The organism is Lysinibacillus sp. ZYM-1, assembly GCF_001308875.1.
Lineage (GTDB): Bacteria > Bacillota > Bacilli > Bacillales_A > Planococcaceae > Lysinibacillus.
The window spans coordinates 48395-75388 of sequence record NZ_KQ465114.1 but is presented as its reverse complement, the minus strand read 5'-3'; the positions used below and the strand labels follow the sequence as shown (position 1 = coordinate 75388).

Here is a 26994-nt window from a genome sequence, read left to right as displayed (position 1 = left end):
AGGGGGCATTTGCCATGAAAAGACAAGAATTAGTTGCACCGGAATGGTATAATATAACAGAAGAATTTGAAAAATACGCTCAGGATGCAACCAAAAATGCATTAATTATTTATGAAGAAAATAGCGATGTACAATTTATTACCTACGCTCATTTGCTTGAAAAAGCGAATCAGGCGGCTCATGTTTTTACGAAGAATGGCTTAACTAAAGGTGATGTGATTTTAGTGATGGTACCACGTTCAGTAGAAGCATACATTGTATATATTGCTGCATTGAAAGCAGGTTTAACCATTATTCCAAGCTCAGAAATGCTAAGAGCAAAAGATATTGAGTACCGTATTCATCATGCTGATGCTAAAGCGGTCGTTTCCTATGAGCCTTATATTGAACAATTTGATCAAGTGGGAAATTTACAAGGAATACAGCAGTTTGTTATAGGAAATGCACATGAACCTTGGCAACCACTATTAGAGAAAATGCGAAATCAACCTACAACCTACATAAATTCTACACCTACAAAAAGTACAGACAATGCATTTTTAGCCTATACAAGTGGCACAACAGGGAATCCGAAAGCAGCAGTGCATACGCATAGCTGGGGCTATGCACATTTACGAACTACAGCGCCACATTGGTTAGGGGTGCAAGAAAATGATATTGTATGGGCAACAGCAGCACCAGGATGGCAAAAATGGATTTGGAGCCCGTTTCTCGCCACTTTAGGTAGCGGTGCAACTGCATTTGTCTACAAAGGTAAATTTGATGCTGCAACCTATTTAACATTGCTAGAAAAATTTAAGATGAACGTATTATGTTGCACACCAACTGAATATCGTTTTATGGCAGCACTTGAAAATTTACAAAAGTTTGATATCAGTACAATTCGCCAAGCTGTTTCGGCAGGCGAACCTTTGAACAGTGAGGTAATTAAAATATTTTCAGATACTTTCCATCTACAAGTCCGAGATGGCTACGGTCAAACTGAAAACACATTACTTGTAGGAACTATGGTAGGGATGGAAGCTAGAGTTGGTTCAATGGGAAAACCTACTCCAGGTAATACAGTTGAAATCATTAACGATTTTGGAGAGCCAGTTGCTACAGGAGAAGTAGGTGATATTGCCGTCCATCGAGAGACTCCTGCACTCTTTAAAAAATATTTAAAAGATCCTGAAAGAACAAAATTACAATTCCGTGGTGATTGGTATATTACAGGTGATCGTGCCTATAAGGATGCGGATGGCTATTTTTGGTTTGAAGGCCGAGGCGATGATGTCATTATTTCCTCAGGCTATACAATCGGACCATTTGAAGTAGAAGATGCATTGATGAAGCATCCGACTGTGAAAGAGGCTGCTGTCATTGCAAGCCCTGATAAAGTACGCGGGAATATCGTTAAAGCATTTGTTGTCCTTCATAGTGATGTAAGTGGTGATCAAGACCTTATTCAAACCCTTCAAAATCATGTAAAATCATTAACAGCGCCTTATAAATATCCACGTTCCATTGAATTTGTTAATGGTCTACCAAAAACAAGCTCAGGTAAAATTCGTCGTGTCGAATTAAGACAACAAGAATTCAAACTCCTTGTACAATAATCATTTCCTAGGAAATAATGTCGAAAATCAAAGTTCATGCAAAGAAATGGACTTTGATTTTTTTTATGTTTTTAGGTAAGGTATTATGAGGAAATAAATAGAATAAAATTTTTTGCATATTATTGCAAAAAAATGAAACAAAGGAGCAAGTCATTCGTATTACGTGTTAAGGAGGCGGAAAGACATGAATGTTAAAAGGTGGGTTGCTTTAATAGTGGCAGGTGTTCTTTTGTTATTCTCATTAGGGATTAATACCATTTTTGCCCTATTTAAAGCAGATTTTCTAGGTAATTTTGATAGTTTAATGGCAGGAAATAACCTAGATGTATATGAAAATGTAATTGAAGGCGATAATTTTGATAAAAGGATTGCCTATTTAAAGGTAGATGGAACGATTCAAGATATTGGCACAAGTACACTTTGGCAACCAGTTGCTTATGATCATAAATTTTTCTTAGAACAATTGGATAATATTTTGTACGATGATACGATACAAGGAATTGTTTTAAGCGTCAACTCACCAGGTGGTGGTGTGAAAGAATCTGCCGAAATTTATAAAAAGCTTTTAAAAATTAAAGAGGAACGACAAATTCCAATTTATGTATCAATGGATTCGATGGCGGCCTCTGGCGGTTATTATATTTCAGCCCCAGCGGATAAAATATTTGCCCATCGTGATACGATAACGGGCTCGATTGGCGTTATCATGCAATCGATTAACTATCAAGCGTTGGCTGAAAAAGTAGGTGTCAAATTCGAAACGTTTAAATCTGGAGAGCATAAGGATATGCTAAGTCCAATGCGTGAAGTGACACCAGAGGAACGTACAATGATGCAAGATATGATCAATGAAACATACGAAGAATTTGTGGATATCGTTGAACAAGGACGTAATATGTCTGAAGCCGATGTGAAGAAAGTGGCTGATGGCCGAATATTAGGCGGTACAAAAGCACTTGAAGCAGGTTTAGTTGATGAAATTGGCGATGAAGAAGCGGCCATTGCAGCATTACGCGCAGATTATGGACTAGAAGAAGCTGCATTATTTGAATATGCATATGATATGGGTGGTTGGCAATCTTATGTTGGTATGAAAATTGGCTCCATGTTTGGTCCTTCTGCGGAGGAAAAAATGCTAATGAAAATTATGACGGATTACAATGCACCTAAAATGATGTATTTATACGGGGAATACTAAGGGGGGAGTTCAATGACAAACAATGAAGTTGTTATGCAAGGTTCACCCTCAATGGAAAATGACTTTTTCAACAATGGCTCTGAAGATTCAGTAAAACCAAAAAACTATACATTAAAAACAGCAGGCTTTTGGATTCGATTGTGGGCATTTTTATTAGATGGATTCATAGTGTCAGCAGTAGTCGGAATACTCATTAACCCTATCTTTTATTTAATGGATTGGTCCTTATCAGAATCAGTTTGGTATGCACCAATTTCCATCATCTCAGCGATTCTCTATTATAGCTATTTTGTCCTTATGACAAGATACTTTGGTCAAACGCTAGGGAAAATGGTATTTGGATTACGTGTAATTTCATTAAAGCATGATAATCTAACTTGGTCAGATGTGCTATTCCGCGAATGGATTGGTCGTATCATTAATAATATTGTGATGCCGCTCTATATTTTGGTAGTTATTTTACCTGAAAATCAAGGGTTACATGATTATTTCGCTGATACAACTGTAGTGCATGAAAAAGTCTATATTGAAAAGGATTTGGCGCCACCTTCTTTAGATAAAAAGGAAGAGACTATAGCATCTATTGAACAAGAGGAAAAACCTGAACTAGCAAAAATAGAGGAAAAAAATGAACACTAAACAAGAGGCTGTCTCAAACTAAGAGACAGTCTTTTCTATAGCTTGCTAAACACTTTCTAATAAAGTAAGTTCTCTTAGTTGCAATTAATTCCCTTCATTTAGTAATATTATGTACATATGATGATTAGGAGGCGGTTATATGGCACAAGTAACATTTAAAAATGGTCCAGTGACACTAGTAGGTAATGAAGTAAAGGTGGGCGATTCAGCACCAGATTTTACAGTATTAGCGAATGACCTTTCACCTGTAACATTAAAAGATTCAGAGGGTAAAATTCGTTTATTTAGTGTTGTACCATCATTAGATACTGGTGTATGTGATGCGCAAACACGTCGTTTCAATGAAGAAGCAGCTAACTTAGGTGATAATGTAGTTATTTACACAGTATCTGTGGATCTTCCATTCGCTCAAAAGCGTTGGTGTGGGGCAGCAGGTATTGATGCCGTTCAAACTGTTTCGGATCATCGCGACCTTTCATTTGGTGAAGCTTATGGCGTGTACATTCAAGAATTACGTCTTCTGACACGTGCAGTATTTGTTGTGGATGCAAACAATAAAGTTACATATGTTGAATATGTACCTGAGGCAACAGATCATCCAAACTATGAAGCGGCTATTGCAGCTGTCAAAGCACTAGCATAATGGCCTGCTTTTAGGCTAAGATAATACTAGACAAAGGGGCTGTGACGACGAGTGTTTGTCACGGCTCTTTTCTGCGTGAAAGGAAGTTATCTATGGAAAACATCGAGAAATTATTTGGTATGTTAAATGAGCATGCTGAAAAAATTGAAAAAGAACACGATACAACATTGTTAGAGGGGTTACTAGATGGGCTAGAGGCATGGCTTGATGGCGAAGTTGATTTCTCACAAAAAGATGCAACGAAAGAGGATATTCGCAAGGCTATTCAAATTGCCATTCTAAAAGGGATGCGTAAAAGTTCTCAACCAAACCATCAAATGACACCTGATACGTTAGGGTTATTAGTGGGCTATTTCGTAGAGCAAATATTTGCTGAACGTCTTGAACATGACAAGATTTCGATTATGGATCCAGCAGTAGGTACAGGAAATTTGCTACTAACAGTTATGAATTTATTAGATGGCAAAGTGGAGGCAACAGGTGTAGAAGTAGATGAACTACTCATACGTCTAGCCGCAGCTACAGCTGATTTAACAGAGCAACCAATCTCTTTATATCGTCAAGATGCTTTACAAGATTTATTGGCAAATCCAGTTGATGCAGTTATATGTGATTTACCTGTTGGCTATTATCCAAATGAAGAAATTGCACTTGATTATGAGTTGTGCGCGCAAGAGGGGATGAGTTATGCTCACCATTTATTTATTGAGCAGTCTATGAATTATACAAAGGAAGGTGGCTATTTATTTTTCCTTGCGCCATCTCATCTATTTGATTCAGAGCAGTCTAAGCAACTTCACAAGTACATTCAAAAGCATGCCTGGATTCAAGCCATTATTCAACTACCGGATTCCATGTTTGCCAATAAATCATTAGAAAAGAGCATTGTCATTTTGCAAAAGCAATCGCTGGAATATAAATCACCTAAAGAAGTGCTTTTAGCAAAAGTACCGAATATGCAAAATAAACAAGCACTTGCCTTATTCTTTGAAAAAGTGAAAATGTGGAAAGAGGGCAAATGATTGCTCATAATGCTAATAGAATTCAAAAAGGTATCCTACAGTAGGATACCTTTTTATGTATTGCTGATTAATTTTCAGGTGTGCGGATTACAAGAACGTCACAATTAGCTGAACGTACAATTGCTTCAGACACCGAACCGATTAGGAAGCGTTCAACTGCATTTAGACCTGTTGCACCACAAATAATTAGATCTGCGTCTACGATTTTAGAAAGTTCTTTAGTAATGATATTTTTTGGAGAACCATATTCGATAATTAGGTTAACGTTTGTTAAGCCTTCTTCTTCAGCTTGTTTTTTGTAACCATTTAATAGTTCTTCAGAAAATGCTTGAGCACGTTCTGCAATGGAACGGTCATATGCTTCAATTGCAGCGAATGAACGTGTATCAATAACATTCACTAAATTTAATACAGAACCCTCATTACGTTTTGCCACGTCGATTGATTTACGAAAAGCATATTCAGCTTCCTTTGAACCGTCTACTGCAACCACAATGCTTTTATAATGATTAGCCATTTGAAAAACCTCCCTGATTTGTATATGTTGATTATACCAAATGATTTTCTAAAGGAAATACTTTCCGGAAGAAAAATTATGAAAAAGTGAAGACGCATCATTAAGAAAATATAATTACTTAATTCCCACTATTTACAGCGTGTAAACGTATTTTTGCTTTTGTAATTGTCTCGTTCACAATGTTGTAGGTTTCATTTTTACTTTTTAAATATAGTAAATTATTATCTGATTTCACTGTTTAAATATTTTGTATTTTGTAAATGTTAGAAATTTTATTTGTATTTACTTTAATTAAAGCTTTTTTGGAGTTTGTTTGGTAATATGGAGTTGCAAGGGGTGCATCAATTTTTAATTACATAAATGATGCTGATTTCTTATGTTATGGAAGGGGATAGGAAACTATGAAGATTGGTATTCCAAAGGAAATTAAAAACAATGAAAATCGTGTAGCAATGACACCAGCAGGCGTTGTCACTTTAACACACGCAGGTCACGAGGTGTACATTGAAACTGGAGCAGGCTTAGGATCAAGCTTTGCGGATGCTGATTATATTGCAGCTGGTGCTCATATTGTACAAACTGCAAAAGAAGCTTGGTCACAAGAGATGATTATGAAGGTAAAAGAGCCTGTAGCTTCCGAGTATGATTACTTCTATGAAGGTCAGATCTTATTCACTTACTTGCACTTAGCGCCAGAAGTTGAGTTGACTCAGGCACTTTTAAATAAAAAAGTTGTAGGGATTGCCTACGAAACAGTTCAATTAGCAAATGGTTCACTACCTTTATTAACACCAATGAGTGAAGTAGCAGGTAAAATGGCTACACAAATTGGTGCACAGTTCTTAGAGCGAAATCATGCTGGTAAAGGTATTTTACTTGGCGGTGTATCAGGTGTACAACGTGGTAAAGTGACAGTCATCGGTGGTGGTATCGCGGGAACTAACGCTGCTAAAATCGCTGTTGGTATGGGAGCAGACGTGACAGTTATCGATTTAAGTCCTGAACGTTTACGCCAATTAGAAGATATGTTTGGTCGTGATGTTCAAACATTAATCTCTAATCCTTATAATATTGCTGAATCTGTGAAAACTTCTGATTTAGTTATTGGTGCTGTTTTAATTCCAGGCGCAAAAGCACCGAAACTTGTGTCTGAAGAAATGATTCAGTCGATGCAAGCTGGCTCTGTAGTAGTGGATATCGCTATTGACCAAGGTGGTATTTTTGCTTCTTCAGATCGTGTAACAACACATGATGATCCAACATACGTAAAACATGGTGTAGTACACTATGCAGTAGCGAATATGCCAGGAGCAGTACCACGTACATCAACAATTGCTTTAACAAATAATACAATCCCTTACGCACTACAAATTGCGAACAAAGGCTACAAACAAGCTTGTCTAGACAATGCTGCACTGAAAAAAGGTGTAAATACATTAGATGGACAACTAGTTTATAAAGCTGTTGCAGATTCACAAGGACTTCCATATGTTAATGTGGATGAGCTTATTCAATAATTAAATGTAAAAAGGAAGCATTTAAATGCTTCCTTTTTTGTATTATAGGATTATCAAATCTTTCGGGAACTTTGTTAGTACTTCCACACCATCTTTTGTTACAACAACATCATCCTCGATGCGTACACCTGTTACATCTGATTTATAAATACCAGGCTCGATAGTAAAGACCATGCCCTCTTCCATCGTCATATCGTTTGTTCCTGTAACAGATGGAAATTCATGCACAGAGATGCCAAGTCCATGACCAAGACGATGTGTGAAATATTCTCCAAAACCTGCTTCTGTAATTGTATCGCGTGCAATTTTATCTAAGTCCATAGCACGAACACCAGGCTTCACAGCTGCAACTGCATTTTGGTTGGCTGCTAAAACCGCATGATAAATTTCTTTTTGTGCCTCACTTGGCTCACCAAAGGCAACTGTACGCGTAATATCAGAGCAATAGCCATCGTAAATGACACCAAGGTCAAATAGCACCATATCACCTTTTTCTATTTTGCGTGCACCTGGTTTACCATGAGGAGAGGCCGTTTTTGGTCCGCTCAATACCATTGTTTCAAAGGACATTTTACAGCCTTTATCTTGAATAGCACTTTCAATGGCTGTTAAAATTTCCATCTCTGTTTTACCTTCAGCAATTTCCTTGCAACCGATTTCAATGGCATAATCAGCTAACTCCGCAGCCTTGCGTAATTTAGCTAATTCATTTTCATCTTTGATTACGCGCATCGCGTTAATTTTTTCGTCAAGACGCACAAAGTTTGCTTGTGGGAAGGATTGTTGTAGGGCTTCTAGGCGTTCCACAATTAGCTGTGCCTTTTCAATGGCAAACGTAGTCGGTTGCACCTCTCGTGATGTAATAGCTTGTCCAAGAACGTCCATCGAATTGTCGGTATCTTGGTGGCCGATAACCTCATAAGACCATCCTGCAGCTTTTGCATCTGGAATCTCCATTTGTGGACAAATTAGAAAAGGTTCAGCATCTTTAAAAATCATAACACCTAGTAATCTTTCATGTGGATTACTTTTAAAGCCTGAAACGTAAAAAACATTGTCAGGTGTAGTGACAAATGCTGCATCAATGTGATTTTGCTGCAAATAATTTTGGATTTCTTCAACCTTTGACATAAATATGTCCTCCTTTTATTACATGGGAAATTTTAATGAGGAACCTTCGACTTCCTAAAGAAAATGGCTGTTCCTTACTATCACTGAATAATTGTGATCTAACAGGGTATAAAACTGTTAAAGATGATACGATTATTCTCTGTACAAGCATATCAAAAAAAGGGAAAAAGCGCATGGGTAGCGAATTAAAATGATGGATTGTAATTTATAAATCGAGGAGGAAATTAAGATGGAAATAAGCTATCATGGACATTCCGTTGTCAAAGTTCAAACAAATGGGAAAACAATTTTAATTGATCCTTTTATTAATGGGAATGGTCAAACAGATTTAAATGTTGCTGAAGAAGCACCGGATATTATTTTATTAACACATGGACATAATGATCATGTTGGGGACACAGTGGAACTAGCGAAGAAAAAAGATGCGCTAGTCATTGCTCCAAACGAATTGGCCAATTGGATTTCTTGGCAAGGAGTAAAAACACATCCAATGCATATTGGAGGTGCTAAGGAATTTGATTTTGGGAAGGTAAAGTTTACACAAGCTTTCCATGGTTCTTCCTATGTTACAAATACTAATGAAATTATTTATATGGGTATGCCAGCTGGGATATTACTATTTGTAGAGGGATTAACGATTTATCATGCAGGCGATACGGCACTATTTAGTGATATGAAATTAATCGGTGAACGACATCCAATAGATATTGCATTTTTACCAATTGGTGATAATTTTACAATGGGTCCAGAAGACGCTGCCTGTGCAGTTTCGTTCTTAAAGCCGAAAATTGTCGTACCTATTCATTACAATACATTCCCACCTATTGAGCAAGATCCACAAGTTTTTGCTGATTTAGTGCAAAACTCAGAGGTTCAAATTTTGAAAGCTGGTGAGAAAGTAAACTGTTTCTAATCGTTGGTAATGCTGTACTATATGAATTGACACCACGCTGGTAGTTGAAATGATGGGGGTTTTTAAACAATTTCATCACTTTATATTAAATAATTTCATAAAAAATATGGTACACTAAGAGCAGAATTGAAGCTTAGGAAATAGGTGATATTTTGTCTACAAAACATGAGAAAATTTTACAATACATCGAATCACTACCTGTGGGCGATAAAATTTCAGTACGTCAAATTGCCAAGGAAATGCAAGTGAGTGAAGGAACTGCATATCGTGCTATAAAGGAAGCAGAAAACCGTCGCTTAGTAAGTTCAATTGAACGTGTTGGAACAATTCGTATTGAAAAGAAAAAGAAAGAAAATATTGAACGCTTAACTTTTGCAGAAATCGTAAATATCGTAGATGGTCAAGTTTTAGGTGGAAAATCAGGTCTACATAAAACGTTAACGAAATTTGTCATTGGGGCAATGCAATTAGAAGACATGATGCGTTATACAGATGCAGGTAGCTTATTGATTGTAGGGAATCGTTTTAAAGCCCATGAAAATGCACTTCGGGCAGGTGCTGCTGTTTTAATAACAGGTGGTTTTGATACAACGGATGATAATAAGCAACTTGCTGATTCATTAGATTTACCGATTATTTCAACAAGCTATGATACGTTTACAGTAGCAACGATGATTAACCGAGCAATCTATGACCAACTCATCAAAAAAGATATTTTATTTATTGAAGATATTTATGTTCCAATGACTGACACAGCAGCGTTAAAAAATGATGAAACAATCCATCATTTCCAGAAGTTGAATGAACGCACAACACATGGTGCATTTCCAGTTGTCACACATCAAAATAAACTTGTTGGAATGATTACTGTCAAAGACGTTATTGGTCGAGAAGAAAATGAGCTAATTGAAAAGGTTATGACGAAGAATCCGATTGCTGGTTCCATGAAAATGAGTGTCGCTTCTGCCGGGCACCGTATGATTTGGGAAGGGATTGATCTGTTGCCGATTGTAAATGATGATAACATTTTACAGGGTGTTATTAGTCGTCAGGACGTCCTTAAAGCGCTACAGTTAGCCCAAAGACAGCCACAACATGGTGAAACTATTGATGATTTAGTGAAAAATGAGATGAAGGTACTAGGTGATGAAGAGCTCATCGTGGAATTTAAAGTTACACCACAAATGACTAATCAATATGGGGCAATCTCTTATGGTGCTTTTACGACTCTACTAGCTGAAGTGGGATCATTTGCGTTAAAACGCCGAAAACGTGGGGATGCAGTGGCAGAGAACATGACCATTTATTTTATTAAGCCAGTGCAAATGGAAAGTACACTTACAGTCAAGCCACGGATTTTAGACATGAGTCGTAAGTTTGTGAAAATGGACTTTGAAGTGTATAATCAACAAATACTTGTCGGGAAAGCAATGATGATGTTCCAGCTTTTAGAACGTTAAGGATTGAAAAGGGATGGCCCAGAGCAATTGCTTGGTCATCCCTTTGTTACATATTATCGATTAATGCGGAATTCTTCCTCAACAAACTGACCATAATGACGCGCTTTTTTCGTATTATCTATCAAGACAAGGATGCCTAGCACGACAAGAATTGCTACAATAATAAATGTATATAAGCTCGGGAATAAATAAGCTTGGTTGAATCCGAAAAACAGTAGGAAAGAACCGAAGCCGATATTCGCCTTACTTTTATACCAATTTTTGGCGATAGGTAATGAAGAACGAAACTGTTTTGTTTTAAAATAAAAATAAAAGACAAAAGATATAATTATCGCAAACACAAATATTAAATTGAGCATAGTAAACCTCCTAGCATAACTAGACATTATTGTAACGATTATTCTGGAAAAATGCTAACGGTTCTTACTATCATTTTGGAGGAATTTATTGTGAAAAGACAAATCATCGACACAATTGCTGCCTATGAAACAATCATTATTCATCGTCATGTACGACCAGATCCAGATGCCTATGGCTCACAACAAGGTTTAAAAGAGTTGATTTTAGCAAATTATCCGGAGAAAAAGGTTTTTGCTGTAGGGGAGCATGATGCTTCCTTAACATTTATGGCACAGCCTGATCAAGTAGCGGATGATGTTTATGACAATGCTTTAGTGATTGTGACAGACACTGCGAATACAGAACGTGTTGACGATCAACGCTATACAAATGGGAAAATGATCATTAAAATTGATCATCATCCAAATGATGATGCATATGGCGATCTTCTATGGGTAGACACGACTGCTAGCTCTTGCAGTGAAATGATTTATGAACTGTATGAAGAGGGTAAGGAAGTGGCTAACTGGCAACTGTCAGATACTGCTGCACGATTATTATTTGCAGGAATTGTAGGGGATACAGGTAGATTCCAATTCCCAAGTACAACGACTAAAACATTTAGAGTTGCTGCAGATCTGATTACATATGATTTTGATCGAAATCAAATTTTTGATGGCATGTATGAAATGGAGCAAAAATTACTAAATTTACAAGGCTATATTTATCAGAATTTTAAAATGGATGAGTATGGAGCAGCTCATGTGAAGCTGACAAAAGATTTGTTAGCAGAATATGAGATTGTACCATCAGAGGCATCACTGCTAGTAGGTTGTTTAGGCAGTGTCAAAGGGATCTGTTCTTGGGTTGTGTTCATTGAAGAAGAAGATCAAATCCGTGTGCGTCTACGTTCGAAGGGCCCGGTTATCAATACATTAGCAAAGGAATTTAACGGAGGCGGACACCCGCTTGCTTCTGGAGCTACAGCTTATTCTTGGGAAGAAGCAGAGCGCGTTATCGCAAGATTACAAGAGATTTGTAAAGCGTATCATTAACAAAGAAAAGGAAGGGATTCATTTGACACATGTATACACGAAGATGCATACGAGCGCGGATTTATTGAAAAGCACAATTCGGCTTGAGCAATTGATTCCTTTTTTACAAGAACAAAAGACACAGGCCTGTGCAATCGTAAATACGAAATTGTACGGGCTTTTGCCTTTTTGTAAAGCAATGCAGCAAGCCAATATTCATGCTGTCATTGGGCTTTCTGTAAATGTGCAATGGCATGATAAAACGGTTCCTCTTGTGCTCTATGCGCAGTCTCAGGAGGGTTATCAACATTTATTGAAAATTAGTAGTGCGGTTTCTATTAGAGAAGACGAAGTGCTACCTTGGAAATGGCTAGAGGGTTATGCAGCAGGATGCTTGGCACTGCTGTCCTCAGATGATTTAACGGATTTAGAAGATTGGCACGCATTTGTCGATGCTTTAGCTCATCTTTTTCAGCGTCATCTTTATATGGGAATCGCCAGACCTGGAGGGGTCAAGGTAGCTAATGAGAAAGAACTTGTAGAGTGGTGTGAAGAGCATACGATTTCGCTTGTAGCCATTCAAAGCTGTTATTTTTTACGTCCAGAAGATCATTTTGCTTATGAAGTAGCAAGGGCTATAGATACTGGAGAAAAGCTTGGAGACACGATGCTAACAGCTAATCTGCAAAATTATTTTGCACCAACAACACAGGAGTGGCAAAGTTGGTTTGCTGATCGCCAAGAGTGGCTTGAGTCTTGTAGTGAAATGCTTGCTAGCTGTCACGCTGTAATACCAGAAATGTCTGTACAAATGCCTAAGTTTCCTGTACCAGTTGGTGAAACGGCTGAGAGATTGCTTGTTAAAGAAGCATTTTCTGGATTAGAGGAACGCTTCAACGAGAGGGACATTCCGAATGGTTATCGAGAAAGATTACAATATGAGCTTGAAATTATATGTTCAATGGGCTTTGCCGATTATTTTTTAGTTGTGGCGGATTTTATGCGCTTTGCGAAAGAAAATCGTATTTTGACTGGACCAGGTCGTGGGTCATCTGCCGGGTCGCTGGTTGCCTATAGCCTAGCTATTACGCAAGTAGATCCTCTCGCATATGGTTTATTATTTGAACGATTTTTAAATCCTGAACGGATAACTTTACCTGATATAGATATTGATTTTGTCGATAGTAAACGACATCAAGTGATTCAGTACGTTGCACAGAAATATGGTAAGGCAAATGTTGCCCAAATCATTACATTTGGTACATTGTCTGCCAAAGCAGTTGCTAGAGATGTCGCGAGAGTTTTTGGATTTGGTGCTGAGACGTTAGAAAAAATTTCAAAAATGATTCCGAATAAACCAGGGATTACATTGCAAAAAGCATTGAAAGAATCATATGACTTACAGGGCTGGCTCTCAGAGGATGACCAACATCAGCGGTGGTTCGAAGTAGCGCTAAAATTAGAGGGTCTACCGAGAAATTCCTCCACCCATGCAGCAGGCGTTGTTATTGCACCTACTCCATTAGTAAATACAGTGCCTATTGAAGAGGGACATGAGGGTATATATTGCACACAATGGCCGATGGGTGATATAGAGGCAAGTGGTCTCGTTAAAATGGATTTTTTAGGTTTGCGTAATCTTACTATTTTAGAGCAAATGCGTTGGTCCATTTATAAAGCGGGGGGACCATGGATTGATTTTGAACGAATTCCTATGCATGATGAAAAGACTTTTCAATTATTGCAAAGTGGTGATACATTAGGTATTTTCCAATTAGAATCAGAAGGAATGAAACAAGCGTTACGAGACATTCATCCCACACACTTTTTAGATATTGTGGCTGTGAACGCACTCTATCGTCCAGGTCCAATGGAATTTATACCTGTCTATGCTAGACGAAAAGCTGGAAAAGAACTGGTTGTCATGCCTCATCCCGTGTTGGAACCTATTTTACAGGAGACATTTGGTGTTATTGTCTATCAAGAGCAAATTATCAAAATTGCCTCTGTTCTTGCAGGGTTTTCAATGGGACAGGCAGATTTACTACGCCGAGCAGTTAGTAAAAAAAATCGCCAAGTCTTAGAGGAGCAACAGGCTACCTTTGTACAAGGGGCGTTAAAGCAAGGCTACGATCAACATGTGGCGAAAGAAGTGTACGAATTAATTGTCCGCTTTGCTGATTATGGATTCCCAAAAAGTCATGCAGTAGCCTATAGTATTATCTCTTATCGAATGGCGTATTTAAAGGCTCATTTCCCTCAAAGCTTTTACGCGGCATTGTTATCGAATGCAACGGGAAATATAGATAAAATTCAACAGCTTGTTCAAGAAGCCAAAAACAAGGGCATTCCGTTTTATCCACCTTCTTTAAGGGACAGTACAAAATATTTTACTGTAGAGCAGGAAGGAATCCGTTATAGCTTATCAGGGATTAAAGGCGTTCCTCATACATTTATAGAGAAAATCAATGATTTGCGCCAAACGAACCTTGAGGCATTGCATAACCTTTTTGATTTAGCTGTAGCCTTAAGTGCACAGCATTTTAAACCGAAAGTAATGGAATCATTAATTTTTGCTGGAGCGCTTGATTATCTAGAAAAAGATCGTGCTGTCCTGATCATGACAATAGATGCTGCTTTGAAACACGCTGAGTTGCTACGGCCAACTGAGGATATAGATTTGTCAGCGGCTATGACATTTAGCTTTGGTAAGCCAAAATATATGCAGGTAGATGAAATGCCGCAAAAAGAAAAATTGATACATGAGAAAGAGAGTTTAGGATTTTACATTTCTGCCCATCCAGTAACACAAGAAAGAACTTACTGGGCTGATGTTAATAGTACGTGTCGTGAGTTAAAGCAGATGCGAGAAGGTGCGTTTGTGAAAATGATTGGTGTCATTGAAGAAGTGAAAAAAATTCGTACCAAAAAAGGTGAGCAGATGGCTTTCGTTCAGCTACAGGATGAACATGGATCTGTTTCTATTACTTTATTTCCGCAAGTATTTCAACTTGTTCAAGATCTGTTACTAGAAGATGAAATCCTGTTTGTTGAAGGGGTTTTAGAAAGACGTTTTGGGAAGTCGCAGATAAAAGTAAAACATGCGCAAGCGACGAAAAAGATATAAAATGAAACAAGAATTTAGAAACTGCATTAAATTTCATGCAGTTTTTTCTTTACTTTTGGGCAGTTATTTTGTAAGCTAGAGTCAACGTTAAAAAGTGGTCTGACCACTTTTTTTGATAAGGGGAGTTAGTCGTATGGATAAAAAAACCGAACAAAAAAAAGTGTTTTTAGAAATCGTCCAACAACTACGTCAACTCATTAAAATGGAAAAAATTCAAGCAGGAGAAAAGCTACCCTCCGAACGAGTCTTATCTGAGCGTCTAGGTGTCGGGCGATCCTCTGTCAGAGAGGCATTGCGAAGTTTAGAATTGCTAGGGCTTATTGAAACGAGACATGGTGGTGGTACTTTCCTTGCTTCCACACATAAGCATCAGCTTGTAGAAATACTGTCGATGTTTATATTAGAAGATGAAAAATCGAAAAAGGATGTCGAATTCACGCGACAAATTCATGAAAAGGAAGCTATTCGCGTAATAAGTTGTACAGAGATTCTTCGCACACTACCTGTGTGGGATAGTTTTTTTGTGAAACTAGAATTAGAAGGTATGATTAATTGTCGTGATATTTTGCGAGAACTTTTAATCACAACAGGGAATCGTTTATCACTAAAAATCTGGTTTCAATTGGCAGCTTATGATGGCGACCGTTTAAATCGAAACTCAACAGAAGATGAAAAATTAATCATTCAAACAATGTTGAAATCGATGCAGCTAGGCTACGAAAAAGAAGCACTAATAGCTTATGAGCAGTGGATGAATACTGTACAAAGCACTTAGACAACAACAAAGGGGGAATCGAACATGGCAATACGCAGCTTATTTAGTGGTAATCGAAAAAAGAAAGAGGATGGACAAGAAAAAGCATTTCCAGAGGGATTAATGACAAAATGTCCTGAATGCCGCCATATTCAATTAACGAAGGAATTAGAAAAAAATCATAAAGTCTGTACAAAATGTAGTCACCATTTCAAAATGACTGCACAAGAGCGTGTGGATTATTTCTTGGATGAAGGTTCGTTCGTTTCAATGGATGATCATTTACAAACAAGCAATCCACTTAACTTCCCAGCATATGTGGAGAAAATTTCCGCTGACCAAGAAAAAACAGGCTTGAATGAGGCGGTGCTAACGGGTGTCGGTACATTAGATGGAGAAGAAATTGTAGTCGCGATCATGGATTCACACTTCCGTATGGGTTCAATGGGCTCAGTTGTGGGCGAAAAAATTACCCGTGCAGTAGAGAAAGCAACTGAATTAGGTGTGCCGTTTATCATCTTTACAGCTAGTGGTGGTGCACGTATGCAAGAAGGTGTACTGTCTTTAATGCAAATGGCAAAAACTAGTGTAGCGTTAAAGCGTCATAGCGATCAAGGTTTATTGTTTATTTCCATTTTAACACATCCTACAACTGGCGGAGTTTCAGCAAGCTTTGCCTCTGTTGGTGATATAAATATTGCAGAGCCACAAGCATTAATTGGCTTTGCTGGTCGTCGTGTCATTGAAGAAACAGTAAGAGAGAAACTACCAAGTGATTTCCAAACAGCAGAATTTTTATTAGAGCATGGCCAGCTTGATGCCATCTTCCCTCGCAACGATTTACGTAAACAAGTTTCATTACTTGTAAAAATGCATACGAAAGGCGGCGTACAACATGTCTAAAAATTTAGCGTTTGAAGAACCAGTTATCCAATTACGAGAAAAAATTGATGAATTAAAAACCATTGCGACTGAAGCAGAAGTAGATATGTCAGGTGAAATCGAGAAGTTAGAAACACGTTTATCACAATTAGAACAATCGATTTATGCGAACATGAAGCCTTGGGATCGTGTGCAAGTAGCAAGACATCCTGAAAGACCTACCACTTTACAATATATTGAAGCGATATGTGAAAACTTTATTGAATTGCACGGGGATCGTACTTTTGGTGATGATGCTGCGATTCTTGGCGGAATTGGCATCTTTGAAGGGCAACCAGTAACAATTATTGGACACCAACGTGGTAAATCAACAAAAGAGAATATACGTCGTAATTTTGGTATGCCTCACCCTGAAGGTTATCGTAAAGCCTTACGTTTGATGAAACAGGCAGAAAAATTCAAACGACCAATAATCTGTTTTATTGATACAAAAGGTGCCTACCCGGGTAAAGCGGCTGAAGAACGAGGTCAAAGTGAAGCAATTGCTAGAAATCTTGTTGAAATGGCAGGTTTAACAGTACCGGTCATTAGTATTGTGATTGGAGAAGGGGGAAGTGGTGGTGCACTAGCGTTAGGTGTTGCAAACCGTGTCTTTATGCTAGAGAACTCAACATACTCTGTTATTTCTCCAGAAGGAGCAGCGTCGATTTTATGGCGAGATGGTAGCCTGGCTAAACAGGCGGCTGAAGCAATGCGTATAACAGCTCCGGATCTAAAAGAGCTTGGTGTTATTGATGGTATCATTTCTGAGATTATTGGTGGTGCGCATCGCAATGTAGCAAAACAAGCACTTTATATTAAAGAATGCATCAGCGATACACTTCATGCATTAAATTCTCTAAATGGAGAACAATTAATTGAAGATCGCTATGAGAAGTTCAAAAAAATTGGACAATATACAGAAGTGTAAAACCGTTTGTAGAAGGCTATCTTTTGATAGCGTCAAAAATATGGAGATATAAATTTGCTCGTTAAGAGACAAAATTTGTATCTCAGCATATTAAAAAGCTATAAAAATTAAAGAAGATAGCTGCGCAATCCGAACGTCAGACTTCTTGAAAAAATGTTAGATTTAGGATGTTCTTGGATGGAAAGAGTGTGTGAAAGCGCATTCTTTTTATTTTTTATGTAAAAGTTATGTTTTTGTATCATCAGAACCCTTACATAGTTTGTTTTTTCATGTTAATGTGAATAATAATAGTAACTGCAGGAGGTTCGACAATGAAAAAAATTGCTGTATTAACTAGTGGTGGAGATGCGCCTGGAATGAACGCAGCTATTCGAGCAGTCGTTCGTAAGGCAGCATTCCATGGAATTGATGTTGTCGGAATTAAGCATGGATATGAAGGCTTAGTAAAAGGTTATTTGGAAGAGCTTGATTTAGGTTCAGTCGGTGGTATTATTCAGCGTGGTGGTACACATTTAAATTCTGCAAGATGTCCAGAATTTAAAGAAGATGCTGTTCAACAACAAGGCATTGAAAATTTACGAGCTGCGGGAATTGAAGGGCTTGTTGTTATTGGTGGTGATGGATCTTATCGAGGGGCTATGGATTTAGTGAAAAAAGGCTTCCCAGTTGTAGGTGTACCTGGGACAATCGATAATGATGTTCCGGGTACGGAATATACGATAGGCTTTGATACGGCACTTAATACGGTAGTAGAGTCCATCGATAAAATCCGAGATACAGCTACATCTCATGAAAATTCTTTCATTGTTGAGGTCATGGGGCGTGATGCAGGGGATATTGCTTTATGGGCAGGACTTGCTGCAGGTGCTGAAACAGTCTTAATTCCAGAAGAGGATTATGACTTAGATGATATTGTAGCACGCTTAGATCGTGGTGCAGCACGTGGAAAGAAGCATAGTATCATTATTGTTGCTGAAGGTGTTATGTCTGGAAATGAATTAGCAAAGCTGATAAAAGAAAAGACTGGCAAAGAAACACGAGTTTCTGTGTTAGGTCATATTCAGCGTGGTGGTTCACCAACTGCACGTGATCGTGTATTGGCGAGTCAATTTGGCGCACATGCAGTGGAGTTACTAATGGAAGGCAAGTCTGGCCGTGCAGTAGGTATTCGCAATCATCAAGTTATTGATTATGATATGCCTGAGGCTTTTGAAAAGAATCATGAAGCAGATGTAAGTCTATACACACTAATGAAAGAACTATCAATATAATTTGTTATAAACGGAGTGGGCAAAAATGAGAAAAACAAAAATCGTATGTACAATCGGACCTGCAAGTGAGTCACCAGAAACATTAGAAAAATTAATGGAAGCAGGTATGAATGTAGCCCGCTTGAATTTTTCACATGGTTCTCATGAAGAGCATGCGGGGCGTATTCATTTAATTCGTGAAGTTGCACAAAAGTTAAATAAACCAGTAGGGATTTTATTAGACACGAAAGGTCCTGAAATTCGTACGCATAACATGAAAAATGGTGAGCTTCATTTAACAGCTGGCCAAGTGATTGATATTTCAATGACTGAAGTGGAAGGTACTGAGACAAGCTTTTCTGTCACTTATGAGCAATTAGTAGAAGATGTTGAGCAAAACTCAATTATATTACTTGATGATGGCCTTATCCAATTACGTGTTTTAGCCACAGATATTGAAAAAGGTTTAATCCATACGATTGTTGAAAATGCTGGCGTATTGAAAAATAAAAAAGGTGTCAACGTACCAGGTGTTTCTGTACAGCTACCAGGTATTACAGAAAAAGATGCACAGGATATTTTATTTGGTATTGAGCAAGGCGTTGATTTTATTGCTGCTTCATTCGTTCGTCGAGCAAAAGATGTGCTTGAAATTCGTGAATTGCTTGAGCAAAATGGCGGTGGGCATATCCAAATCATCCCGAAAATTGAAAACCAAGAAGGTGTCGATAATATCGATGAAATTATCCTTGTGTCTGATGGATTAATGGTAGCACGTGGAGATCTTGGTGTAGAAATTCCTGCAGAAGAAGTACCACTTGTACAAAAAAAATTAATTTTAAAATGTAATCAAGTGGGGAAACCAGTTATTACTGCCACACAAATGTTGGATTCTATGCAACGTAACCCACGTCCAACACGTGCAGAAGCAAGTGATGTAGCGAACGCCATTATTGATGGAACAGATGCCATCATGTTGTCAGGAGAAACGGCTGCGGGTCTTTATCCAGTAGAGTCCGTACAAACAATGAATAAAATTGCTCAACGTACTGAAAATTCTTTAGACTATAAATCAATTGTTTCTACACGTAGTCGTGAAAAAGAAGCCAATATGACAGAGGCTATTTCACAAGCAGTAGCTTATACATCCATCAATTTAGGTGTCAAAGCCGTATTAGCACCAACGGAAAGTGGTAATACAGCTAGAATGATTGCCAAATACCGACCTGGTGTACCGATTGTAGCTGTAACAGGTTCCGAAAATACGGCTCATACATTAACTTTAGTATGGGGTGTACACCCAATTGTTTGTCAACGTGTTACGACAACTGATGAGATTTTAGAATTAGCTGTGGATGAAAGCTTGAAGTATGGTTTCGTCACACATGGAGATGCTGTTGTGATTACAGCAGGTGTACCAGTAGGAGAAGCAGGTACAACAAACCTAATGAAAGTACACATTATTGGCGATTTACTAGCTCGTGGTCAAGGGATTGGAAAAGCATCCGTTGTAGGTAAAACGGTTATTGCTAAAAATGCGGCGGAAGCACTTGCTTATGATACAGAAGGATGCATCCTTGTAACAGTTGGTTCAGACCGTGAAATGATGCCAGCAATTGAAAATTGTATTGGTCTGATTACTGAAGAAGGTGGATTAACGAGTCATGCAGCAGTTGTTGGATTAAGCCTTGGTATTCCAGTAATTGTTGGCGTAAAAGAAGCAACAACATTAATACGCCATGGTCAAGAAATTACAATGGACGCTGAAACAGGTGTTATCTATAAAGGACATGCAAGCGTTCTTTAATAATTAACAAAAAGCTCTAGTGCGATTTGTTGTACTAGAGCTTTTTAATAAGGGTTGTACAAATTAAACTATTTTTAGTGCTATATGGAATGCCACTTTTTATATCTCAATCATCGATAGGTAAGAGATTTGGTATTATTTGATTGGAGACATTCATTTTTTTATGAAACTAAATGGGCTATAATAACGTATAAAAGGTATACCTTTTCAAGTAGAGAGGAGAAAAATATGCGAAAGATTTTTCTTGGTTTTGTTGTCTACGCATTAGCCGAATTGGCGTTATTAATAGTCATTGGACAAAATATTGGTGTTTTAAGTACATTATTACTCATTATTGCCACTAGCGTAATTGGGATTTATGTAATGAAAAATAAAGGTATGAATTCTGTTCAAAATGTAAAAAATACATTAGCACGTGGAGAAGCACCGGGATCTGCCTTGGTTGATACATTATTAACTTTTAGTGGTGGTTTGCTTTTAGCATTACCAGGATTTTTAACAGATCTTGTTGGTTTATTACTTCTCATGCCTTTTTCACGAAAAATGTTCCAGCCCGTTGTCTATTACTGGATGCGTAAAAAAATGAAAAAAGGTCAATTTATCATCGTTCAAAGATAGAGTTTTCTTTTAACTTGACCGCTAAAAATAAAAAGATTGGGCTAAGTAATATTCCATAAAAGCCAAACAATAGAATAGAGGCGGCGCTGATGAAAAATGTATGGAATGTTCGTAATTGAAGCGTATTGGACCAAAGCATTGAGTCAGCTAGCTGCCTTGTTAATTGTACAAATAAATACAACAATAAAATGGCTACACATAAAAATGTATTACCATTAAAATAAAAATAAATGCTCATCGGTACAAGAAATACACCAATGCCGAAAAATGGCAGGACATCTGCAAATGCTACAATAAAAGCTTTTATAATAGCTTGTTCAAACTGAAGGATCATAAAACCTCCACAAAGAATAAGCAAGGTAATCGTGAACAATTGAAATTCCACGAATAAAAAATAATGAAAAAGCTGCATGATTTTCGCGAAATGTGATTGCCATTCATGACGATATTTCTTTGGCACATATTGAAAAAACCAGTAACGTGATTTACGTGTCTCTAGTAGAGCGAAATAATAAGCAACCAGAAAAATGAATACCTCAATAACATGTTTCATTAATAATTGGAAAAGATCTGCTGTATATATAATGATCGAATCAAAAATTGATAATGATTTCTCCTTTAAAACTTGTACAAACATGGATTCATATTCACTGAAAAGTGGGAAGTTTTGTAACGTATCTCGAATCTCCGGAAATATTACAATAACACTATTGATGGATATGACGACAAGCAAAAAAATACAAGTTAAAATGAATACCTCCACAATAATTGCTGCTATCCAATTGGCGATCCTACAATATTTATGTAAAAAATTTATGATAGGATACGTCGAAAATGATAAAAAAATTGCAAGTGATACTGGTAACACAAACCATAGTATGACTAAATAAAAAATAAAAAGCAAAATACTTGTAGTTCTTTCGTATGAAAAATACTTAAAATTCCTCATTTTTACAAATTCACCTCAAATCATAATGTCAAAATATACAAAAAAACCTCTTTGGAACAAATATATAGTCGTTCGGACGTCTTTTTCTTTATTTGGAGGATTTTCATTCACAAAGCTGTCAAAAATGATTATAATAGCAATGTAAGCGATTTACTTAATGGTTCATATGAGCAAAAACCGTAAATGTAGCAAAAAAACACATTTACAACAAAAATATAAATATGAGGGAGCGATAATTTATGTCAGCAACTAAAGGTTTAGAAGGTATCGTAGCAGCGGAATCTAAAATCAGTTCAATTATCGATGACACACTTACATATGTTGGTTACAACATTGATGATTTAGCAGAAAATGCGTCATTCGAAGAGGTAATTTACTTGTTATGGCATACTCGTTTACCAAAAGAGGACGAGCTAGCTGAGTTAAAACAACAATTGGCAGACAACATGTCAATTCCGCAAGCGATTGTCGACCAATTCAAAGCATACCCACTTTCAACTGTACATCCAATGGCTGCACTACGTACTGCAGTATCTCTACTTGGTGTATTCGATGAAGAAGCGGATGTTATGGATCCAGAAGCAAACTATCGTAAAGCAATTCGTCTTCAAGCTAAAATTGCTACAGTAGTAACAGCATTTGCGCGTGTTCGTAAAGGTTTAGAACCAGTTTCACCAAAACCTGAACTAGGATATGCTGCAAACTTCTTATACATGCTAAAAGGCGAAGAGCCAGCAGATATTGAAATTGAAGCATTCGACAAAGCATTAGTATTACATGCTGACCATGAGTTAAATGCATCTACATTTACAGCACGTGTATGTGTAGCTACATTATCAGATGTTTATTCTGGTGTAACTGCAGCAATTGGTGCATTAAAAGGGCCACTTCATGGTGGAGCAAACGAGCAAGTTATGAAGATGTTATCTGAAATCGGCTCACTTGAAAATGTTGAATCTTACATTCAAAATAAATTAGACAACAAAGAAAAAATCATGGGCTTTGGTCACCGCGTATATCGCAAAGGCGACCCTCGTGCACCACATTTACGTGTAATGTCTAAAAAATTAACTGAACTAACTGGTAAACCAGAGCTTTATGAAATGTCAGTTAAAATTCATGACATGATCGTAGAACAAAAGAAATTACCTGCTAACGTAGATTTCTTCTCTGCGTCAGTGTATGATTCTTTAGGTATTGATCATGACCTGTTCACACCAATTTTCGCAGTATCACGTACTTCAGGTTGGGTGGCACACATCCTTGAGCAATATGCAAATAACCGCCTAATCCGTCCACGTGCTGAGTATGTTGGACCAGGTATGCAAAAATATGTTCCAATCAGCGAGCGCTAATTTGGAAAATATGCTAGAATGTTTGGGACTGTGTTATCACTAACACAGTCCTATGATTATGAATTTAGGAGGCAACAGAATGTCAAACAAAATTGTAGTTGAAAATGGCGTACTTAATGTACCAAATAATCCAGTAATTCCTTTCATCGAAGGTGATGGAATTGGTCCAGATATCTGGGCAGCAGCATCACGCGTAATCGACGCAGCAGTAGAAAAAGCTTATAACGGTGAAAAGAAAATTGAATGGTTAGAAGTTTTAGCTGGTGAAAAAGCATTTAACCAAACTGGTGAATGGTTACCACAAGAAACTTTAGACAAAATTAACGAATACTTAATTGCAATCAAAGGTCCTCTTACTACACCAATCGGTGGTGGTATCCGCTCTCTTAACGTAGCACTACGTCAACAACTTGACTTATATGTATGCTTACGTCCAGTACGTCACTTTGATGGAGTGCCTTCTCCAGTAAAACGCCCAGAAGACGTTGATATGGTTATCTTCCGTGAAAACACAGAAGACATCTACGCTGGTATTGAATTCGAATCTGGTTCAGAACAAGCTCAAAAAATCATCAACTTCCTACAATCTGAATTTGGTGTAAATCAAATCCGCTTCCCAGAAACATCTGGTATCGGTGTAAAACCTGTATCTAAAGAAGGTACTGAGCGTTTAGTACGTTCTGCTATCGAATATGCAATTAAACATAAACGCCCATCTGTTACTTTAGTTCATAAAGGTAACATCATGAAATTCACTGAAGGTGGATTCAAAAAATGGGGTTATGAATTAGCAGAAAAAGAATTTGCTGATCAAACTTTCACTTGGAACCAATACGATGCAATCAAAGCTGAACAAGGTGAAGAAGCAGCAAACAAAGCACAAACTGATGCTTTAGCAGCAGGTAAAATCTTGGTGAAAGATTCTATCGCTGATATCTTCTTACAACAAATCTTAACTCGTCCAACTGAGTTCGATGTAGTAGCTACAATGAACTTAAATGGTGACTATATTTCTGATGCACTAGCTGCACAAGTTGGTGGTATCGGTATCGCTCCAGGTGCGAACATTAACTATGTAACTGGACATGCGATCTTCGAAGCTACTCACGGTACAGCTCCAAAATATGCTGGTTTAGATAAAGTAAACCCATCTTCAGTATTACTTTCAGGTGTATTAATGCTTGAACACTTAGGATGGCAAGAAGCTGCTGATATGATCACTAAATCTGTTGAGAATACAATTTCTTCTAAAGTTGTAACTTATGACTTCGCTCGTTTAATGGATGGCGCTACAGAAGTGAAATGTTCAGAATTCGCAAATGAGTTAATCAAAAACTTATAATTCTCTATTCTAATATAGGGATTTTTACGAAAACGGATGCTTTATTATGCCGATATAATTAGGGTAAAAGTAAATTTTCGTTAAATAAAATATTTACGATGAACTTGTTTAATCGAGGGAGTGAGATGTATTTCTCCTCCCTCTTTTAAAATATATAACCCAATTTTAAAGGAGCGTATTCAAATGACTCTGAAACGTAAAAAATATCAGTAATCGGTGGCGGATTCACAGGTGCTACCGCAGCATTTTTAGCAGCTCAGAAAGAACTTGGTGACGTCGTATTAGTGGATATCCCACAAGCAGAAAATCCTACAAAGGGAAAAGCCCTAGATATGTGGGAAGCAGCACCTATTCAAGGTTATGATGCTTATGTAAAAGGTACTTCAAATTATGCAGATACAGCTGATTCTGACGTAGTCATTATTACGGCTGGAGTTGCACGTAAACCAGGTATGAGTCGTGATGATCTTGTTCAAATCAATCAAGGTGTCATGAAAACTGTTTCCAAAGAGATTGCCACACATTCACCAAATGCCACAATTATCGTACTTACAAATCCTGTTGATGCCATGACATACACTGTTTATAAAGAAACTGGTTTCCCTAAAAATCGTGTTATCGGTCAATCTGGTGTTCTTGATACTGCTCGTTTCTGTGCATTTGTCGCAGAAGAACTGAATGTTTCAGTGAAAGATATTACTGGTTTTGTATTAGGTGGTCATGGTGATACGATGGTGCCTCTAACACGTTATTCATTTGCAGGTGGTATTCCATTAGAATCGTTAATCCCTGCTGAGCGCCTAGAAGCAATAGTAGATCGTACACGTAATGGTGGTGCTGAAATCGTTAACTTACTTGGCAACGGTTCAGCATACTATGCACCTGCTGCAGCATTGATTGAAATGGCTGAAGCCATTATAAAAGATCAAAAGCGTATTCTGCCATCTATCGCTTATTTAGAAGGAGAATATGGCTATAGCGATTTATATCTAGGTGTTCCTACCTTACTTGGCGAAAATGGTATTGAAAAAATCTTTGAGCTTGAGTTAACAGACAAAGAAAAAGCAGCTTTAGACCAATCGGCAGATGCAGTCCGCAATGTGATGAAAATTTTAGTGTAAACCAATTATGTCCCGATAAAATGACGTCTAGATTTTTTAGAGTTTGACCGAAAAGCTACTTAAAAATCTGTGACATTTCTGGGGGGCTTTGGTACAACATGACGGTGTTCCTCTATTGCAGTGTACATTTGAACACTGCTGAAAAAACTAAATAGGCAGCGTCATTCTATATCGGACGTATCAGATTCGGTACAATAACATTTGTTAGATTAAGAAAAAACGAGTAGGTAACCCCTGCTCGTTTTTTTTTATGTATAAGTGCTGGGTGGCATAAGGTTCTTCGGCTTTTCGTTGTACTTTTGGCATAAAATTGATACTATGAATGTAGTATGATAGAAAAGGGGTTGGCGTATCTTTGCTTCAAAAAAATAGTAAACTTGGTCTTACAATCAATGAAATTACTATTGGCGAAAAGATCCATATAACTGAAAAGATTGAGGATAGGGATCTATTGCTGTATTTAGGGCTAACAAACGATAGTAATCCGCTTTATATTCAACATGATTATGCGGCGATGACACCTTTCCAAAAACCTATTGTCCCGACAATTATGTTAAATGGTATTATTACATCAGCTGTGTCAAAGTATATTCCTGGACCAGGTGCACGAATTATTGAGCAACATTTAAAGTATTTAGGGCCTCTCTATCATTATGAACTGTTTGATACACTTTTAGAGGTAACAGCAGTCAATAAATACGAAAATACGATTACTGTGTCTGTACACTCTTATAATGAGCAAAAGCAGCTTGTGATTGAAGGTATGTTGTTGGTGACACCACCACTTGCATTATAGACGTCTTGAGAT

The 26994-nt window shown here is 37.6% G+C and carries 23 protein-coding genes and 1 pseudogene; 20 read left to right on the top strand and 4 right to left on the bottom strand.

Annotated elements, in window-relative coordinates; translation table 11 throughout:
• Positions 1-14: 14 nt before the first annotated feature.
• The 5 genes from mbcS (at position 15) to AO843_RS09295 (ending at position 5100) form a co-directional block, all read left to right on the top strand.
• Positions 15-1598: an acyl-CoA synthetase MbcS gene (gene mbcS, locus AO843_RS09315; protein WP_054610847.1), complete on the top strand. Its 1584-nt coding sequence runs from the start codon at positions 15-17 to the stop codon at positions 1596-1598.
• Between the two features lie 184 nt (positions 1599-1782).
• On the top strand, positions 1783-2796 hold the full coding sequence (sppA, locus tag AO843_RS09310; protein WP_054610846.1) for a signal peptide peptidase SppA: 1014 nt from the start codon (positions 1783-1785) through the stop codon (positions 2794-2796).
• Positions 2797-2808: 12 nt separating this feature from the next.
• The gene (locus AO843_RS09305; RefSeq protein WP_054610845.1) at positions 2809-3435 is read left to right on the top strand and encodes an RDD family protein; all 627 of its coding nucleotides are present in this window, start codon (positions 2809-2811) and stop codon (positions 3433-3435) included.
• Between the two features lie 139 nt (positions 3436-3574).
• Positions 3575-4078: a thiol peroxidase gene (gene tpx, locus AO843_RS09300; protein WP_054610844.1), complete on the top strand. Its 504-nt coding sequence runs from the start codon at positions 3575-3577 to the stop codon at positions 4076-4078.
• A gap of 92 nt (positions 4079-4170) precedes the next feature.
• Positions 4171-5100, top strand: coding sequence for a class I SAM-dependent methyltransferase (locus AO843_RS09295; RefSeq protein ID WP_054610843.1), 930 nt, complete (start codon positions 4171-4173; stop codon positions 5098-5100).
• Between the two features lie 67 nt (positions 5101-5167).
• Here AO843_RS09295 and AO843_RS09290 read toward each other — a convergent pair whose 3' ends face one another.
• On the bottom strand, positions 5168-5617 hold the full coding sequence (locus tag AO843_RS09290; protein ID WP_054610842.1) for a universal stress protein: 450 nt from the start codon (positions 5615-5617) through the stop codon (positions 5168-5170).
• A 401-nt stretch (positions 5618-6018) separates the two neighbouring features.
• On the opposite strand from AO843_RS09290, the gene ald reads away from it, so the two are divergent.
• Complete coding sequence (gene ald / locus AO843_RS09285) at positions 6019-7134, top strand: alanine dehydrogenase (RefSeq protein ID WP_054610841.1); 1116 nt, start codon at positions 6019-6021, stop codon at positions 7132-7134.
• A 42-nt stretch (positions 7135-7176) separates the two neighbouring features.
• On the opposite strand, the gene AO843_RS09280 is transcribed toward ald, so the two are convergent.
• A complete protein-coding gene (locus AO843_RS09280; RefSeq protein ID WP_054610840.1) occupies positions 7177-8265 on the bottom strand; it encodes a M24 family metallopeptidase in 1089 nt (362 codons plus the stop codon).
• A gap of 229 nt (positions 8266-8494) precedes the next feature.
• Between AO843_RS09280 and AO843_RS09275 the strand changes: the two genes are divergently transcribed.
• Positions 8495-9178 carry a metal-dependent hydrolase gene (locus AO843_RS09275; protein WP_054610839.1) on the top strand — a complete coding sequence of 228 codons (684 nt, stop codon included), beginning with the start codon at positions 8495-8497 and terminating at the stop codon, positions 9176-9178.
• A 152-nt stretch (positions 9179-9330) separates the two neighbouring features.
• Positions 9331-10638, top strand: coding sequence for a DRTGG domain-containing protein (locus tag AO843_RS09270; protein WP_054610838.1), 1308 nt, complete (start codon positions 9331-9333; stop codon positions 10636-10638).
• A 53-nt stretch (positions 10639-10691) separates the two neighbouring features.
• On the opposite strand, the gene AO843_RS09265 is transcribed toward AO843_RS09270, so the two are convergent.
• Complete coding sequence (locus AO843_RS09265) at positions 10692-10997, bottom strand: YtpI family protein (RefSeq protein ID WP_054610837.1); 306 nt, start codon at positions 10995-10997, stop codon at positions 10692-10694.
• 90 nt (positions 10998-11087) lie between these two features.
• Between AO843_RS09265 and AO843_RS09260 the strand changes: the two genes are divergently transcribed.
• The 8 genes from AO843_RS09260 to AO843_RS09225 all read left to right on the top strand — a co-directional run bounded on the left by AO843_RS09260 (position 11088) and on the right by AO843_RS09225 (position 21419).
• Positions 11088-12032, top strand: a complete 945-nt coding sequence (locus tag AO843_RS09260; RefSeq protein ID WP_082389432.1) for a DHH family phosphoesterase — start codon at positions 11088-11090, stop codon at positions 12030-12032.
• A gap of 22 nt (positions 12033-12054) precedes the next feature.
• Positions 12055-15138 (top strand): DNA polymerase III subunit alpha, encoded by a 3084-nt coding sequence (gene dnaE, locus AO843_RS09255; protein WP_054610835.1) that lies wholly within the window; start codon positions 12055-12057, stop codon positions 15136-15138.
• Between the two features lie 133 nt (positions 15139-15271).
• The gene (locus tag AO843_RS09250; RefSeq protein WP_054610834.1) at positions 15272-15913 is read left to right on the top strand and encodes a FadR/GntR family transcriptional regulator; all 642 of its coding nucleotides are present in this window, start codon (positions 15272-15274) and stop codon (positions 15911-15913) included.
• 24 nt (positions 15914-15937) lie between these two features.
• Positions 15938-16795 (top strand): acetyl-CoA carboxylase, carboxyltransferase subunit beta, encoded by an 858-nt coding sequence (gene accD, locus AO843_RS09245; RefSeq protein WP_054610833.1) that lies wholly within the window; start codon positions 15938-15940, stop codon positions 16793-16795.
• Positions 16788-17744, top strand: coding sequence for an acetyl-CoA carboxylase carboxyltransferase subunit alpha (locus AO843_RS09240; protein WP_054610832.1), 957 nt, complete (start codon positions 16788-16790; stop codon positions 17742-17744). Before accD ends, AO843_RS09240 begins: the two co-directional genes overlap by 8 nt.
• Positions 17745-18055: 311 nt before the next feature.
• A complete protein-coding gene (gene pfkA, locus AO843_RS09235; RefSeq protein ID WP_054610831.1) occupies positions 18056-19015 on the top strand; it encodes a 6-phosphofructokinase in 960 nt (319 codons plus the stop codon).
• A 25-nt stretch (positions 19016-19040) separates the two neighbouring features.
• Entirely contained in the window at positions 19041-20801 is a 1761-nt protein-coding gene (pyk, locus tag AO843_RS09230; RefSeq protein ID WP_054610830.1) for a pyruvate kinase, read from the top strand.
• 228 nt (positions 20802-21029) lie between these two features.
• Positions 21030-21419, top strand: coding sequence for an FxsA family protein (locus tag AO843_RS09225; RefSeq protein ID WP_054610829.1), 390 nt, complete (start codon positions 21030-21032; stop codon positions 21417-21419).
• Here the strand turns inward: AO843_RS09225 and AO843_RS09220 are convergent.
• The gene (locus tag AO843_RS09220) at positions 21403-22368 is read right to left on the bottom strand and encodes an AI-2E family transporter (protein ID WP_082389431.1); all 966 of its coding nucleotides are present in this window, start codon (positions 22366-22368) and stop codon (positions 21403-21405) included. The genes AO843_RS09225 and AO843_RS09220 overlap by 17 nt on opposite strands.
• A gap of 239 nt (positions 22369-22607) precedes the next feature.
• On the opposite strand from AO843_RS09220, the gene citZ reads away from it, so the two are divergent.
• The 4 genes and pseudogenes from citZ (at position 22608) to AO843_RS09200 (ending at position 26982) form a co-directional block, all read left to right on the top strand.
• Entirely contained in the window at positions 22608-23723 is a 1116-nt protein-coding gene (gene citZ, locus AO843_RS09215) for a citrate synthase (RefSeq protein ID WP_054610828.1), read from the top strand.
• A 79-nt stretch (positions 23724-23802) separates the two neighbouring features.
• Positions 23803-25065 (top strand): NADP-dependent isocitrate dehydrogenase, encoded by a 1263-nt coding sequence (gene icd, locus AO843_RS09210; RefSeq protein WP_054610827.1) that lies wholly within the window; start codon positions 23803-23805, stop codon positions 25063-25065.
• A gap of 183 nt (positions 25066-25248) precedes the next feature.
• Positions 25249-26186 (top strand): annotated as a pseudogene (gene mdh, locus AO843_RS09205) (malate dehydrogenase).
• A 355-nt stretch (positions 26187-26541) separates the two neighbouring features.
• A complete protein-coding gene (locus tag AO843_RS09200) occupies positions 26542-26982 on the top strand; it encodes a MaoC/PaaZ C-terminal domain-containing protein (protein WP_054610826.1) in 441 nt (146 codons plus the stop codon).
• Positions 26983-26994 lie beyond the last annotated feature (12 nt).